At 62.2% G+C, this 12080-nt stretch carries 17 protein-coding genes; 6 read left to right on the top strand and 11 right to left on the bottom strand.

The features are described 5' to 3' along the window. Nucleotides 1-2: 2 nt before the first annotated feature. Nucleotides 3-1019: a magnesium and cobalt transport protein CorA gene (locus ACMT3I_RS01280; RefSeq protein ID WP_414802632.1), complete on the bottom strand. Its 1017-nt coding sequence runs from the start codon at nt 1017-1019 to the stop codon at nt 3-5. 130 nt (nt 1020-1149) lie between these two features. Here ACMT3I_RS01280 and ACMT3I_RS01275 point away from each other — a divergent pair, with 130 nt between their 5' ends. After that, complete coding sequence (locus ACMT3I_RS01275) at nt 1150-2112, top strand: endonuclease/exonuclease/phosphatase family protein (protein WP_414802631.1); 963 nt, start codon at nt 1150-1152, stop codon at nt 2110-2112. Nucleotides 2113-2146: 34 nt separating this feature from the next. Next, nucleotides 2147-2593: a GNAT family acetyltransferase gene (locus ACMT3I_RS01270; protein ID WP_414802630.1), complete on the top strand. Its 447-nt coding sequence runs from the start codon at nt 2147-2149 to the stop codon at nt 2591-2593. Between the two features lie 37 nt (nt 2594-2630). On the opposite strand, the gene ACMT3I_RS01265 is transcribed toward ACMT3I_RS01270, so the two are convergent. Further along, a complete protein-coding gene (locus tag ACMT3I_RS01265) occupies nt 2631-3293 on the bottom strand; it encodes an SIMPL domain-containing protein (RefSeq protein WP_414802629.1) in 663 nt (220 codons plus the stop codon). Between the two features lie 185 nt (nt 3294-3478). Between ACMT3I_RS01265 and ACMT3I_RS01260 the strand changes: the two genes are divergently transcribed. Continuing rightward, nucleotides 3479-3850, top strand: coding sequence for a PGPGW domain-containing protein (locus ACMT3I_RS01260; RefSeq protein WP_414802628.1), 372 nt, complete (start codon nt 3479-3481; stop codon nt 3848-3850). 9 nt (nt 3851-3859) lie between these two features. On the opposite strand, the gene ACMT3I_RS01255 is transcribed toward ACMT3I_RS01260, so the two are convergent. Next, a complete protein-coding gene (locus tag ACMT3I_RS01255; RefSeq protein ID WP_414802627.1) occupies nt 3860-4264 on the bottom strand; it encodes a PPOX class F420-dependent oxidoreductase in 405 nt (134 codons plus the stop codon). Between the two features lie 82 nt (nt 4265-4346). Next, nucleotides 4347-4784 (bottom strand): DoxX family protein, encoded by a 438-nt coding sequence (locus ACMT3I_RS01250; RefSeq protein WP_414802626.1) that lies wholly within the window; start codon nt 4782-4784, stop codon nt 4347-4349. A 105-nt stretch (nt 4785-4889) separates the two neighbouring features. Here ACMT3I_RS01250 and ACMT3I_RS01245 point away from each other — a divergent pair, with 105 nt between their 5' ends. After that, nucleotides 4890-5300 (top strand): winged helix-turn-helix transcriptional regulator, encoded by a 411-nt coding sequence (locus tag ACMT3I_RS01245; protein ID WP_414802625.1) that lies wholly within the window; start codon nt 4890-4892, stop codon nt 5298-5300. A 41-nt stretch (nt 5301-5341) separates the two neighbouring features. On the opposite strand, the gene ACMT3I_RS01240 is transcribed toward ACMT3I_RS01245, so the two are convergent. The 4 genes from ACMT3I_RS01240 to ACMT3I_RS01225 form a co-directional block, all read right to left on the bottom strand. Next, nucleotides 5342-5959, bottom strand: coding sequence for a DUF2510 domain-containing protein (locus ACMT3I_RS01240; protein ID WP_414802624.1), 618 nt, complete (start codon nt 5957-5959; stop codon nt 5342-5344). A 165-nt stretch (nt 5960-6124) separates the two neighbouring features. After that, nucleotides 6125-7654, bottom strand: coding sequence for a DUF222 domain-containing protein (locus tag ACMT3I_RS01235; RefSeq protein ID WP_414802623.1), 1530 nt, complete (start codon nt 7652-7654; stop codon nt 6125-6127). 129 nt (nt 7655-7783) lie between these two features. Beyond that, nucleotides 7784-8632 carry a class I SAM-dependent methyltransferase gene (locus tag ACMT3I_RS01230; protein WP_414802622.1) on the bottom strand — a complete coding sequence of 283 codons (849 nt, stop codon included), beginning with the start codon at nt 8630-8632 and terminating at the stop codon, nt 7784-7786. Between the two features lie 81 nt (nt 8633-8713). After that, a complete protein-coding gene (locus ACMT3I_RS01225; RefSeq protein WP_414802621.1) occupies nt 8714-8899 on the bottom strand; it encodes a hypothetical protein in 186 nt (61 codons plus the stop codon). A gap of 36 nt (nt 8900-8935) precedes the next feature. Between ACMT3I_RS01225 and ACMT3I_RS01220 the strand changes: the two genes are divergently transcribed. Then, nucleotides 8936-9970, top strand: coding sequence for an acetylxylan esterase (locus tag ACMT3I_RS01220; RefSeq protein WP_414802620.1), 1035 nt, complete (start codon nt 8936-8938; stop codon nt 9968-9970). Between the two features lie 240 nt (nt 9971-10210). Here ACMT3I_RS01220 and ACMT3I_RS01215 read toward each other — a convergent pair whose 3' ends face one another. Genes ACMT3I_RS01215 through ACMT3I_RS01205 form a run of 3 tightly spaced genes read right to left on the bottom strand, consistent with a single transcriptional unit; the run spans nt 10211 to nt 11730 of the window. Beyond that, nucleotides 10211-10546 (bottom strand): hypothetical protein, encoded by a 336-nt coding sequence (locus ACMT3I_RS01215; RefSeq protein WP_414802619.1) that lies wholly within the window; start codon nt 10544-10546, stop codon nt 10211-10213. A gap of 9 nt (nt 10547-10555) precedes the next feature. After that, complete coding sequence (locus ACMT3I_RS01210) at nt 10556-11176, bottom strand: Asp23/Gls24 family envelope stress response protein (RefSeq protein ID WP_414802618.1); 621 nt, start codon at nt 11174-11176, stop codon at nt 10556-10558. Further along, a complete protein-coding gene (locus ACMT3I_RS01205; RefSeq protein WP_414802617.1) occupies nt 11173-11730 on the bottom strand; it encodes an RNA polymerase sigma factor in 558 nt (185 codons plus the stop codon). The genes ACMT3I_RS01210 and ACMT3I_RS01205 overlap by 4 nt, the downstream gene beginning before the upstream one ends. 167 nt (nt 11731-11897) lie before the next feature. On the opposite strand from ACMT3I_RS01205, the gene ACMT3I_RS01200 reads away from it, so the two are divergent. Next, entirely contained in the window at nt 11898-12071 is a 174-nt protein-coding gene (locus ACMT3I_RS01200; RefSeq protein ID WP_414802616.1) for a CsbD family protein, read from the top strand. Nucleotides 12072-12080: the final 9 nt, after the last annotated feature.

The raw sequence follows: 12080 nt of genomic DNA, 5'->3' as shown, positions 1-12080 counted from the left end.
GTCTAGAGCCAGTTTCTTTTCTTGAACACCCGGTAGAGCCCGAAGCCCATCAACAGCATGAGCGCGATGGCGAACGGATACCCGTACTCCCAATCAAGCTCTGGCATGTTCCGAAAGTTCATTCCGTAGATCGTGCCGACGAGGGTGGGTGCGAAGAGAATAGCGGCCCAGCTCGAGATCTTCTTGACCTCTTCGCTCTGGGCGAGGCTCGTCTCAGACAGTCTGCGCATCTCATCGTTCTGCCGTTGCGCCACGACCGTGCTGTTTGCAGTCAGTGCGTTCTGCAGCAGCTCCCGCTGGGCATCCCCCTGCTCCGATACCCGCAGGGTGTGGTCGAGCACGTCGAGCAGGTGGCGCCGCAGGTCGACGGCCACGTTGTACTTCTCGAATCCCTTGACCAGCGATTCGAGCATCGGCGCTAGCGGCTTCGTTGCCCGCTGAAACTCGATCACCTCACGTGAGAGTGCGTAGATGCGCCGTGACACCGCTGGGTTTCCATCGAAGAGCTGGTCTTCGATCTCGTCAATGTCGTCCTCCAGGCCGGCGACAACAGGAGCGTATTCGTCGACGACCTGGTCGAGGATGGCGTACAGCACGGCCTCGGGACCGAGCGCAAGCAGCTCGGGCTCGCCCTCCAACCGCTGCCGAACCTGGGCCAGGTCAGGGGACTCTGCATGCCTGATGGTCACGACGAAGTCAGGTCCGACGAAAACATGTAATTCACCGAACTCCACCCGCTCGTCTTCGTCCATATACCTGGCGGGTCGCAGCACGACGAACAGGGTGTCGTCGTACTTCTCCAGCTTGGAACGTTGGTGCCCCTTCAGCGCATCATCGACGGCCAGATGGTGCAGGTTGAATTCTCGGGCGACCGACCGCACTTCGTCTTCGGTCGGTCGGTACAGGCCGATCCAGGCAAACCCTGCGTTCGCCTTCATGCTCTCAAAGCTCTCGTCGAGCGTTGCGGGGCTCGCGGCTCGTCGACCATCCACATAGATCGCGTTGTCGATCAGCGCCACGGGTCCTCCTCGGTTCGGTCAAGTGTCGCACTCCCCCGGCGAGAACCCGGGCAGGTGCGACGCCACGCCCCTGGGTCCTGCACGCTGTGCGCTCGGCAATTGCACAGGGCGGGCCGACAAGATATCAACTATGTATCGAGCAGCTCCCGGCGGTGACCCGACTCCTTCAGCAACCCACGCCTCACGGCGCACGCGGTCACGGGCGGTCGCTGTAGCTGCCTTGCTTCTCGCCGTTCTGTTGGCATTCGGCTCGCTCGTTCCCGGCTCGGTCGGCACCGGATTCGCCACGATTCTGCCGTGGCTCGGACTGCTGATTCCGGTGTTACTCCTGATCGCCCTTCTCACGCGCCGACGGCGCGCCTGGCTGATTGTTGTCGTTCCTCTCTTGGTGTGGGCAGTCGCATTTGTGCCAACTCTCGTTCCACTCGGTTGGATCTCGTCGGCCGCGGCATCCGAGAATTCATTGACCGTTGCCAGCCAGAACGTGCACGCGGGTTCGGGCTCCGCCGCAACGTCGGCAACGACACTGGCTGACGAGGGTGCCCAGGTGATCGCGCTCGAAGAACTCGATGCGGATGCCCGCGTCGCGGCAGCATCCGCTCTCGCCGACAGCCATCCGTACAGCTATACGGTCGGCACCGTCGGGCTCTGGAGCGTCTATCCGATTGTGAACGAGCAGCCGCTCGACCTCGGCCTGGGCTGGAAGCGAGCACTGGCCACCGACATCGACACTCCACAAGGACTGGTGAGCGTCTATGTCATCCATGCCGCCTCGTTCCGCCCCGGCGAACAGACCGACCGCGACACTATGCTCGCCGAGTTGGCTGGCATCGTGCCGAACGACGAGAACGACAGGGTAATCGTGCTCGGCGACTTCAACGCGACCTCGAGCGACATTGCGCTGGCGCCGTTGCAGGCTGAGCTGTCCGAGCCGAACCAGTCGGATGCGTCGCTCGGATTCACCTGGCCGGCCAACTTCCCGATCGGTCGTATCGATCACATCTTCCAGCGTGGCTTAGAGGCGACGTCGCTGCGCACATTCAAGTCGGGGTCCAGCGACCACCTCGCGGTGCTGGCTACCTTCAACTTGTAATTCGCGCCCCACGAAATGTCGGGAGAATGGTCGGATGCAGATTCGCGCCTTCTCCCCCGCAGACACCGATGCAGTTATCGAACTCTGGAACGCCTGCGGGCTCACCCGCCCATGGAACGATCCTCGACTCGACATCGAACGCAAGCTCACTGTGCAGCCTGAGCTGTTTCTCGTTGGGGTCATTCCGTCGGGCACGGATGCCGCTGGTGCTCGTTCCGACACCGTCATCGCCAGCGTGATGGCTGGCTTCGATGGCCACCGCGGCTGGGTAAACTACCTTGCCGTCACGCCAGACGAGCAGGGCCTGGGTCTCGGCCGCGTGCTGATGAGTGAGGTCGAGCGCCTGCTCGAAGAAAAAGGATGCCCCAAGGTCAACCTGCAGGTGCGTGCAGATAACGCAGCAGCTTTCGCGTTCTACGAAGCTCTCGGGTACACGCAGGATGTCGTCGCGTCGTTCGGCAAGCGCCTGATCGCCGATTAGCAGGGCGGGCTCGCGAGCTGAATCATGCGGGAACTACCTAGCTGGCGATGAAGCGGGCGTCGACCACAGCAGTGACCTCGATGTCTTCTGGTTTCAGCATCAGCTCTGAGCCGCCGGCAGAGCCCATCCGCATGGCATCCACCGCAAACGGCATCGGTCCAGCGCCCTGATCGCCGAGCATGCCCGGATCCGCCAGCGCGATCGCTCGCACCGAGCCGAGACCGATGCTCTGCGCGTAGACGCTGGCCTTGGCAACTGCATCTTTCACCGCCCGTGATCGCACCTCTGCTGTGACGGATGTCTCACGACCGGCAGTCAGCGACCAGTCGATGTTTCCGACCGAGACACCATCAATCCCTGCAACGACTTCGATCATGCGGGCGAGTGCTTCGAAATCACTGAACCGAACACTGAAGTTGATTGCCGCGTGCATCACCGGTGCGAGTTGCTTGCCCTCGTTGTTCCACGGTTTGGTGCTCCAGACAGCCAGTGAGTCCGAGGACCACCAGGTGACGGGGCCGGCCTGCGCATCATGTAGCGATGTGATCGTCGAGCGCACGATCTCGGCGGCGCGAGTGGCGTGCTCGAAGACAGGCAGGCGGTCGGGGCCCTCGAAGCTGACGCTCAGATCGACTGTTGCTCGCTCGGGCTTGTACCAGTCAGAGAATCGACCCTGCACTGTGATGACTGTTTCTTGCATCAGGCTCCCGTCGCTTGCTTCGTTGCTGTTCGGTGTTGTGTGATTCGTGTGATTCGTGTGATTCGTGTGATTCGTGTGATTCGTGTGATTCGTGTGATTCGTGTCGTCATTCTGGCACGGCCCTCAGACGGCCGGGCCCCTGCACCTCAATGGCCACAGTCAGCTGGTGAGGTTACGCTGACCCCATGGCAACAGGATCGCGCAGCGACAGCACCACTTCGACTTCGACGCCGACGCCACAGGAACCGCCGCACACACCGGGCGTCGCCTCGCGTGCTTTCACCAGCGTGCGTTCCGGCATCCGTCGTAATCCCACAGCTGATCGTGTCTACCGCACCACCATCGGCGTGGCCGGCACCGGAACCGTGGCGCTCGGAATCGTTCTCATCCCGCTGCCCGGTCCTGGCTCACTCATTGCGCTCGGTGGACTCGCGCTGCTCGGCACCGAGTTCGAGGGCGCTAAGAAAGCAAGCACGACCATGAATAAGGCAGCCAAAGCCGCTGTGGCGCGAGCCAAACAGCATCGCGCGGCGAAGGCCGCCAAGACGGCGGAGTAAAAAGGTGCGTTATGCCGTCGGCGTCAGCGTGAGGCGCAGCACGACACTCACCTTGTCGGAACCGCGCAGCTTGCCCGCAGCACGGATCGCCCTGTAGCGCAGGCCGTACTTCGCAAGAAGCGCTGCCTCGATGGTCTCGCGGGTAGCGCTGTCCGTCAGCACCTCGGCAGTTGCAGGGGTTACAACAGCATCGTCTTTCGTGGCGCCCCGCATGTCGCACGGCGTGAGCTCCACGCGTGAACCATTGCGGATGCGCTTGACCTTGCCCGAGTTACCTGCAGTGGTCACCAGTAGACGCCCGTCGCCGCTGTCGACAATCCAGACCGGAGTCGATACCGGCTCGCCGCTCTTGCGAAACGTCGTCAGCAGGACATACGGCTCAGTGCTGAGCTCCTCAAGCGCGGTGGCAGTCATACGAAAACTCTAAGCGACTTAAGGAGCCGGTCAGACCGGGCCACACTGCACAGGCCAGCCCGGCCATGTCAACCAGGGGACGCTAGGAGAAGACGACGATGAAGCCGAGGATCGCGCTGGCCGCAGAGAGAATCGCGAGCACGATCGACGGAGTTGCGTTCTCCTTGCGGCGGGCGTGCACGACGACGGCGCCGATCATCACGATCGTCAGCGCCGTGGAGGCGATCGGCGTCAATACAGGGGCCACGCCCAGAAGCAACGGCAGCACAAGGCCGATCGCACCGAGTACTTCAGACAGACCAATAAGCCTCACGCTCGCTGGAGAGAAATCTTCGACCCATCCCATTCCCGACGCGGCGAGGGCTGACTTGGGCCTGGATGCTTTCATCAAGCCTGCACCCAGGTAGGCGACGGCAAGGAGTCCGTTGATGATCCAGAGAGTGATGAGCATGGCGAGTCCAATCGATGAAGTGACGTGAGAGCGGGCCGCAGTAGCTGATGCCGAGACGGATACTGACATAGTGACATCCGCTTCAGTTACCATTTGTGCGTGACCACATGATGCGTGATTATTGTGGTCGCTACAAAAGGCACACGCGTGTGCCAGAGGAACAGGAACGAAACGATGACGACGATCACGACGGACATGTTGGACACCATCACCAAGAGTGAGTATGAAGATTCGTGCCACGGCGATCAGGCCGATGGCCGCGCCATCCGCGAGGTGCTCAGTCGTATCGGTGACAAGTGGTCACTGCTGGTGATCGTCACCCTCAAGGGCGGTCACCTGCGATTCACCGAGTTGCAGCGGCACATTCCCGGCATCTCACAGCGGATGCTGACCCTCACGTTGCGTCAACTTGAACGAGATGGCCTGGTCTCGCGGCAGGTATTCGCCGAGGTGCCGCCGCGCGTCGAATACACCCTCACCCCGATGGGCAGCACGTTGATCGAACCGGCCATCGTGTTGGCGAATTGGGCGGTCACCCACCACCCGAACATCGAAGCATCTCGCGCCACCTACGACGCCAGGTAGCCGCTGGCGGCGAAGCGCAGCAGCCCGTGGCCAGCAGCCTGTTAGGCGACGATCCCGCCCGGCACCGTCGACATGAACGTCGACACGGCCGACACCATCTGCACCGTGACAATGATCAGGCCAGCGAGTGCGACAGCAGCGTAAACCCAGATCGGCGTCAGGCTGCGGGGGATGCTCCTGTGTACGACCACCGAACGCCCGATCACGTAAACACCTGACGACAGGAACGCCCACGCCCAGTGGAACGGGCGTGCAAAACCTGCGCTCTTCAGCCGTGCGTAGTCGAGATAGGCAAACACGACTGTCGCCGCGTACGTTGCCCAGCCGAGAAGCTCGATCACGACCATCGCCAGGCTCGTCTGCGGCATACCATGCTCGTCGATCCTGAAGGCCTGGCCCATCGGATCCATGGTGATCAGAACGATCAATGACAAGATCGGCAGAAGCACGATCGCCCAGATATAGGGCGTGTATGCCGGAGTGTTCGGACCGACGACGACAGCAGGAGTGACCCCGTAGGTCTCCAGCGATGGATCGTGCAGGTGCTCGGTCCACTGGCTGCCATCCCACCAGCGCTGACGCGGAAGCCCAGACGGATCGGGATACCAGCCGGCCACGGGCAGCCTCTGATGCATGTCTGGCCCGGTCACGTTCGTCATGGATCTCCCTCAGTCAAGGCTTCCAAGTTTAGTGATTGACGCCATCACCAGGACTCGTCTGCGCCCGTCGTGGTCGAGTCGGAGTTACATGCGCCTCTGCGTGACCACTTCGAGGTGCGCCAGCATAACTAGTTGGGCAATGCTTGTAGTTGGGGAATGCTTGGTTCAGCCGGTTCGCCGTTGATCGCGTTGATCGCGTTGATCGCGTTGATCGCGTTGATCGCGTTGATCGCGTTGATCGCGTTGATCGCGTTGATCGCGTCTATCAGCGAGTTGGTCTGTCATTCGCGTTGGTGACTTCGTGGCCACGTGCCAGTTCTGGTGCCCGTCCATCCAGATCGGCGCCTTCACCTGGGGCACCCCGTCGACCATCCGGATCTGCCACCCCGACCGATGAATGGTGCGGTGGTGGAACCAGCAGAGCGTCACTCCGTTGCCGACCTCTGTCGGCCCACCGAGCGCATCCGGGATCACGTGGTGAATCTCCGCCCACGCCGCCGGGCTCTGGCAGCCAGGGATGATGCAGCCTCCGTCGCGGAGCGTGATGGCCCGGCGCTGCTGTCCGGTGAAACACCGGTCGGTGACACCGAGTTCGATGATCTTGCCCTTCGCGTTGATCGTCACCGGTTGCACTCCCCCAGCGCAGATCATCTGCTCCACCGAGAGCATCGAGATCGGTGCCACTTGTCCGTCAATGTGACCGGCGCCGTTTCCGGTGAGCAGGTCGTCCTGCCGAACGCTCACCAGCACCGTCGGAGCTGCTCCGCCGATTGTGGGAGCCTCAGCGCTTCGTGCGGCCGTGTCGACGATCATCGCGAAGAGGTCGTGGCGCAGTTGGTCCTGAGTGCGGTCGTCGCGCTCCAGCTCGTCCTGGTCAATCTGCTGGTTCTGTTCCTCCGCGGTCAGGAACTTCACTTGCGCAGTTCTGGGCGACATGTACGCATCCATCAGTCGTTGGAACTTCGCCGCCGTCTCCGGCATCAACGCGCCCGACACTGGGATGAGCCCGTCGCGCTCCGCGGCGAGCCGGAAACCTCGGTTCAGCATGGCCCGCTTCTCGTCGGGCTCAAGCCCATCCGGGTCAATGAACGCCTTCCAGACCTGCGCCTGCAGCAGGGTCTCATCCGCGGCCACCGGGACCGTGGGCTCCTCATCTGGCCCGATCGGTTGCCCGGTCGCCGCAGCAACCAGGGCTTCCTCGGCAAGCTGAATCTGATCGACGGCAATGCGACCACGCAACGGGCCGAGCGCCGCAATGATCACTTCGGCGCTGTCCTGGCCGAGGTGACCACTGGCCAAGCCCACTGCGACGACCGGGAACCTCGCGGGGAATGCAGTGCCGTCCAACGCGTACTGGGTGCGCACCTGCCCACCCAGCCGGACTCGCTTCGCGATCGTCTTCGCCGACACCCCCGTCAGGCGCTCGAGGAGTTCGGTGCCACTGCGGCACCCCCGCTTGGATGAGAGCCGCTCCGCGACCTCAAGCGTCTTTCGTGACCGCTCTGCGACCTCCGCGGCCAGCGACACCCGGTACGCATCGAGGCACCGCCCGGCATGCTCGGCCTGAATGGCGCGTTCGACCAAGTCATCATCACTCTCGACGCGCACAGTTGCGCACGGCGTGGCCTCCGAAAACTCCGCTGTGAAATCCCGCAGGATGTCTTTCACTTGGCGAGATTCCTCAACTATGAGCATGCCTCAATTCTACCGCGACTAGAACTGAAAAACGATTCTTTTCTAAACTTTGTTGCTCATAATTCGTCTTTGTGTTCGAGCATTAGCGGACTGAGCCATGCCGACGCTAAGGGTCACGCCCGCGATGACTTACGCTCGCTTGACTGCCTGGAGCGTGTAACTCAGGGGTAAGCGTTCCGGGTGGTCAATGAGAGACCATTCTCCAGAGGCATCCAGTGCCATCCGACCGGGCAGCGCTTCCCATGGAACGCTGGTGTGCTCGACCAGCGCGGTGAGCTGGAGGCCTGCGTCGAACAACGCCGTGATGATCTCCCCAAGGCCGTGGTTCCACTCATGGGTGACCGAGGCCTGAATAGGCGTGTCCGTCTCGACATACGTCGATGAGTCGTCCCAGATGATCGGGTCGACCTGCTCGAAGTATGGGTAACCGACCACGAGGGCGCCGGGCTGATCCTCGTCAATGGCCCACAGCATCGGGTGCCCTTCCCGAATGAAGAGGCGCCCGCCAGGCACCAGGAGCGATGCCACGGTTGTGGCCCACCGCGCGATGTCGGGTAACCAGCACAGCGCCCCGATGCCGGTGTAGACCAGATCGAACCGCTCGCCGCCGAGCACCTCAACCGCGGAGTACACGTCGGCCTCAACAAACGTCACGTCGGTACCGGCTCGCTGTGCAAGCTCTGTCGCACCGGCGATGGAGACAGACGAGAGATCAACCCCGATGACCGTTGCGCCCAAGCGCGCCAACGAGATGGAGTCTGTGCCGATGTGGCACTGCAGATGCACGGCGCGAAGGCCAGACAGGTCGCCCAGGCGCGCTCGATCGAATGTCACCACGTGAGACAACCAATTCTGGTCGTCCACAAATCGCTGAACCCCGTAGTCAGCCGAGGCCAGGTGCAGCGGAGCCCGCTCATCCCAATTGGCCTTGTTCAGCTCCAGATAGGCATCGCTGTACGGGTGCGGAGAATCGGTCATGGGGCGTCCTTTGCGGGTGGATATCGAAGCGGATGCCCGAATGCCGGGCCTTGCAGGCTATCGGATCACGCATGTCGTCGCTCAGGACAATGCCACCGGCATCCGCTCTGGTCGATGTGCGATGAAGAACGGCACCAGGCCATAGAGGCCAGCGCCAATCGCCGCAAAGCCCAGGAGCGCGTTTGCCCTGGACGGATCGTCTGGCGGGCTCCCTTCTACCCACATCTGGAATACCCACACCGCGGCAACGACGCGACCGATTGCCACTACGCTCGTTTCATCCACCAACAGAATGGGTACCGCATGGCACGTTTCGATCTCTCGCTACCCGAGCTGCAGCGTTACCGACCCGACGTCGCTGAGCCAGACGACTTCGACGAGTTCTGGCAGCGCACGCTCGCCGAAGCGCGCACCTTTCCGGCTGAGCCAGTGTGTGAACGCGTCTCGTCCCCGCTCTCCCAGATCGAGGCGTACGACCTCACGTTTAATGGATTTGGCGGCCAGCCGGTCAAGGCATGGCTGCTCCTCCCCGTTGGGGTGGCAGGTCGGCTCCCCACCGTCATCGAGTACAACGGTTACGGCGGCGGGCGCGGCTTCCCACATGAGCGCCTGGCCTGGGCGGCATCCGGATACGCGTACCTCTTCATGGACACCCGCGGTCAGGGCAGCGTGTGGGGCTCCGGCGGAGACACCCCAGATCCCGCCGGTACCGGGCCGTCAGCGCCGGGCTTCATGACACGGGGCATCGAGCGCCCTGATGATTACTACTACCGCAGGGTCTACACGGATGCCGTCCGTCTCGTCGACGCAGCGCGCACGTTGGATCGCCTCGACCCCGACCGGATCACGCTCTCTGGCGGAAGCCAGGGCGGTGGAATCGCCATCGCGGCCGCCGGCCTCGTCGAGGGGCTCATTGGAGTGCTTCCTGACGTGCCCTTCCTGCAGCACTTCGAGCGGGCTGTCGGTATGACCGATGACTTCCCCTACCAGGAAGTGGTCACCTATCTGTCAGTGCACCGCGATCTGGTTGAGCAAACGTTCCAGACCCTGTCGTATTTCGACGGCGTCAATTTCGCCAAACGCGCGAGCGCCCCTGCCCTCTTTTCCGTCGGTTTGCATGACACGGTCTGCCCACCGTCAACCGTCTTCGCGTCACGCAACCACTGGGCACAGCAGGCCGATATCGAGGTGTATCCGTTCAATCAGCACGAAGGCGGACAGGCACATCACTGGCCAAAGCAGGCTGCCTGGCTGGAGGAACGCCTCGCTAAACCGGCGGCGGTATCTCGCCAGAACCTCGATGAATCAGGCGCGTTGGAATTTCAATCTGCCGGGTGACGCGGGCAGAGGGTACTGGATCGACCGCGAGGCTCTCGATGCCGTGATGCGCGCGCACGATGGGCGCAGTCCAACCACTGCGCTGACCGCTGAGCTTCAACGGGAATTCCGTGAAGTCGAGGCTGCCTAAATCGAGCCGCCACGCGCGGACATTCAGCCGGCGATTGCGCATTCGCTCGATGGCGTCGCGCTTCTGGCGCCATCTCACCTGGCGATGGCCCATCGCGGCTGTGCCGGCGTTCAGGAGCCGATCATGCCCACTCTGACCGTCACGTCGGCGGCCTGTACGCGAGTGCGCCCGAGGTAGTCAATGATGCGGGTCTGCACAAGCCGCCCGGTTTCGTGGGCAGGAATTCCGTTAGCGACGCCGATGAGAGCTGTGACCGTCGTCCCGTCGCTGCCGACATCCACGCTGACGAGGGCGGGTGCCGCGATGGGCAGGACGGTGTTGGCCAGCACCTCTCCGACGATGACGACGGAAATCGCTGCGGTGGGATAAACGGCCGTCACACCGTCTGTGGCGCGAATCAGCGTCTCAATCTCGTCGGCGAGCACGCTCGGTGTGATGTCAGACATACCGATTCCTCAGCTCGTGGTCTGTTGAATGTCGTGAATTGTCACGTTGATCGATGTGACGTTCAGATGCGTGTGCTTGTTCAGTTCAGCGGCAATTGCATGCTTCAGCTCGTCAGCTGATTCGGGGATATTCCGGCCCCAGATGGCTGTGGCATCCACATCGACTCCGACGGGCGCGCCCGGGCGCGTGATGTCACCGGTGAAGCGGATGCGGCCGACGAGGAGTCCGGGAAGGTCGTCTCCTGCAGAACGGATGATCGCCCGCACTGCCCCTTCGGTGACCACCACTCCGCTGTCGCTCTCCAATTGGTAGAGGGGGATATCACGGCCGGCCTGAGCTTGGACACTGATCTGGTTTAAGATCCCTGTGATCCAGCTCCCATCCAACGGTGGCAGCGTTCGCGACTCGTCTTCAAGGAATTCATCGGTGAGAGTGCGGAGGCGCCGAATCGCGGCGAGCGCGATCTGGCAACCCGCGGAGTTGTCGATACTGGGATCCGCAGGGGCGAAACCCGCGTCGTAGTATTCGAGGAGTTCGTCGACCGTATGTCCGTCAAGATCGGAGACAGCGAGATCGCCGACGACGATGTCTTCGTCAGTTGACGTCGGCGGAGTGGGATCGGGTGTCATCGCCAAGGCCCCATTTCTCGGATCAGGGTCATCCGTGCCCGAGCAAGAAGGCCGCGGATTGTTGATGCGGGTAGATTGAGTTCGTTCGCGATATCGACATAACTGTATTCCGCGATTTCTTTCATCAGCCAGCACCGTCGTTGGTTCTCGGGCAGCGTCAGGAGAGCAGCCGTCAGCGCACTGTTGAACGCGTGATCCTCCGCCACGAGTTCCGGGTCGACTGTCGGGTCGACGGCCAGGATCTCATTGTCGTCGATGTTCTCCGTGAGTTTGCGTGCCCGGATTCGGTCGAGACACTTGCGGTTGAGGATGCGCATCAACCACGGTTTGACCGCGCCGGGGTCTACGAGCGTTGGAAGCTGCTGCCAGGCGGTGATGAAGGTCTGCTGAACGGTGTCATCGGACTCGTCGGAGGAGCCGAGCAGATGTCGTGCGTAGCTGCGCAAGAGCGGGCTGTATCGGTGGATCAGGATTTCGAAGGCGCGGATATCTCCGTCTCCTGCGCGACCAGCGAGGATGCGATCGCTGGCCTCGTTCAAAGCACTCGACGGCATGGACTTCACCTCCCGAAAGCTTTTCGGTGCGGTTTCGTGACGATCCGGGTTTCAGATGCGTCTCACTAGTAAGAGTCGCATACACGGAGCCAGTTGGGCCGGTGATCTTGCGGCATCCACCACCGCGGCTGCGGTGTGGCACGAGATGACAAGACAAGGACGAAACTATGAGTGCAGACGACAAGATCAAGAATGCCGCCCAAGACCTCAAAGGCAAGGCCAAAGAGGCAACGGGCAAGGTCACGGGTGATGACAGCAAAGTCGCAGAGGGCAAGGCCGATCAGGCCGTCGCGGATGCGAAGAAGGCTGGCGAGAACGTCAAGGATTCCTTTAAGCACTAGACCCTCCCG

Source organism: Leifsonia sp. A12D58, assembly GCF_047530025.1.
Taxonomy (GTDB): Bacteria; Actinomycetota; Actinomycetes; order Actinomycetales; family Microbacteriaceae; genus Cryobacterium.
Note: the sequence above shows the minus strand (reverse complement) of the source record. Positions and strands in the feature narration are given on the sequence as shown.

What these genes read in the sequence shown, in the direction of transcription:
- ACMT3I_RS01275 (WP_414802631.1), top strand. Translation starts at nt 1,150, where the DNA reads ATGTATCGAGCAGCTCCCGGCGGTGACCCGACTCCTTCAGCAACCCAC.
- ACMT3I_RS01270 (WP_414802630.1), top strand. Translation starts at nt 2,147, where the DNA reads ATGCAGATTCGCGCCTTCTCCCCCGCAGACACCGATGCAGTTATCGAA.
- ACMT3I_RS01265 (WP_414802629.1), bottom strand. Translation starts at nt 3,293, where the DNA reads ATGCAAGAAACAGTCATCACAGTGCAGGGTCGATTCTCTGACTGGTAC.
- ACMT3I_RS01260 (WP_414802628.1), top strand. Translation starts at nt 3,479, where the DNA reads ATGGCAACAGGATCGCGCAGCGACAGCACCACTTCGACTTCGACGCCG.
- ACMT3I_RS01255 (WP_414802627.1), bottom strand. Translation starts at nt 4,264, where the DNA reads ATGACTGCCACCGCGCTTGAGGAGCTCAGCACTGAGCCGTATGTCCTG.
- ACMT3I_RS01250 (WP_414802626.1), bottom strand. Translation starts at nt 4,784, where the DNA reads ATGTCAGTATCCGTCTCGGCATCAGCTACTGCGGCCCGCTCTCACGTC.
- ACMT3I_RS01245 (WP_414802625.1), top strand. Translation starts at nt 4,890, where the DNA reads ATGACGACGATCACGACGGACATGTTGGACACCATCACCAAGAGTGAG.
- ACMT3I_RS01240 (WP_414802624.1), bottom strand. Translation starts at nt 5,959, where the DNA reads ATGACGAACGTGACCGGGCCAGACATGCATCAGAGGCTGCCCGTGGCC.
- ACMT3I_RS01235 (WP_414802623.1), bottom strand. Translation starts at nt 7,654, where the DNA reads ATGCTCATAGTTGAGGAATCTCGCCAAGTGAAAGACATCCTGCGGGAT.
- ACMT3I_RS01230 (WP_414802622.1), bottom strand. Translation starts at nt 8,632, where the DNA reads ATGACCGATTCTCCGCACCCGTACAGCGATGCCTATCTGGAGCTGAAC.
- ACMT3I_RS01220 (WP_414802620.1), top strand. Translation starts at nt 8,936, where the DNA reads ATGGCACGTTTCGATCTCTCGCTACCCGAGCTGCAGCGTTACCGACCC.
- ACMT3I_RS01215 (WP_414802619.1), bottom strand. Translation starts at nt 10,546, where the DNA reads ATGTCTGACATCACACCGAGCGTGCTCGCCGACGAGATTGAGACGCTG.
- ACMT3I_RS01210 (WP_414802618.1), bottom strand. Translation starts at nt 11,176, where the DNA reads ATGACACCCGATCCCACTCCGCCGACGTCAACTGACGAAGACATCGTC.
- ACMT3I_RS01205 (WP_414802617.1), bottom strand. Translation starts at nt 11,730, where the DNA reads ATGCCGTCGAGTGCTTTGAACGAGGCCAGCGATCGCATCCTCGCTGGT.
- ACMT3I_RS01200 (WP_414802616.1), top strand. Translation starts at nt 11,898, where the DNA reads ATGAGTGCAGACGACAAGATCAAGAATGCCGCCCAAGACCTCAAAGGC.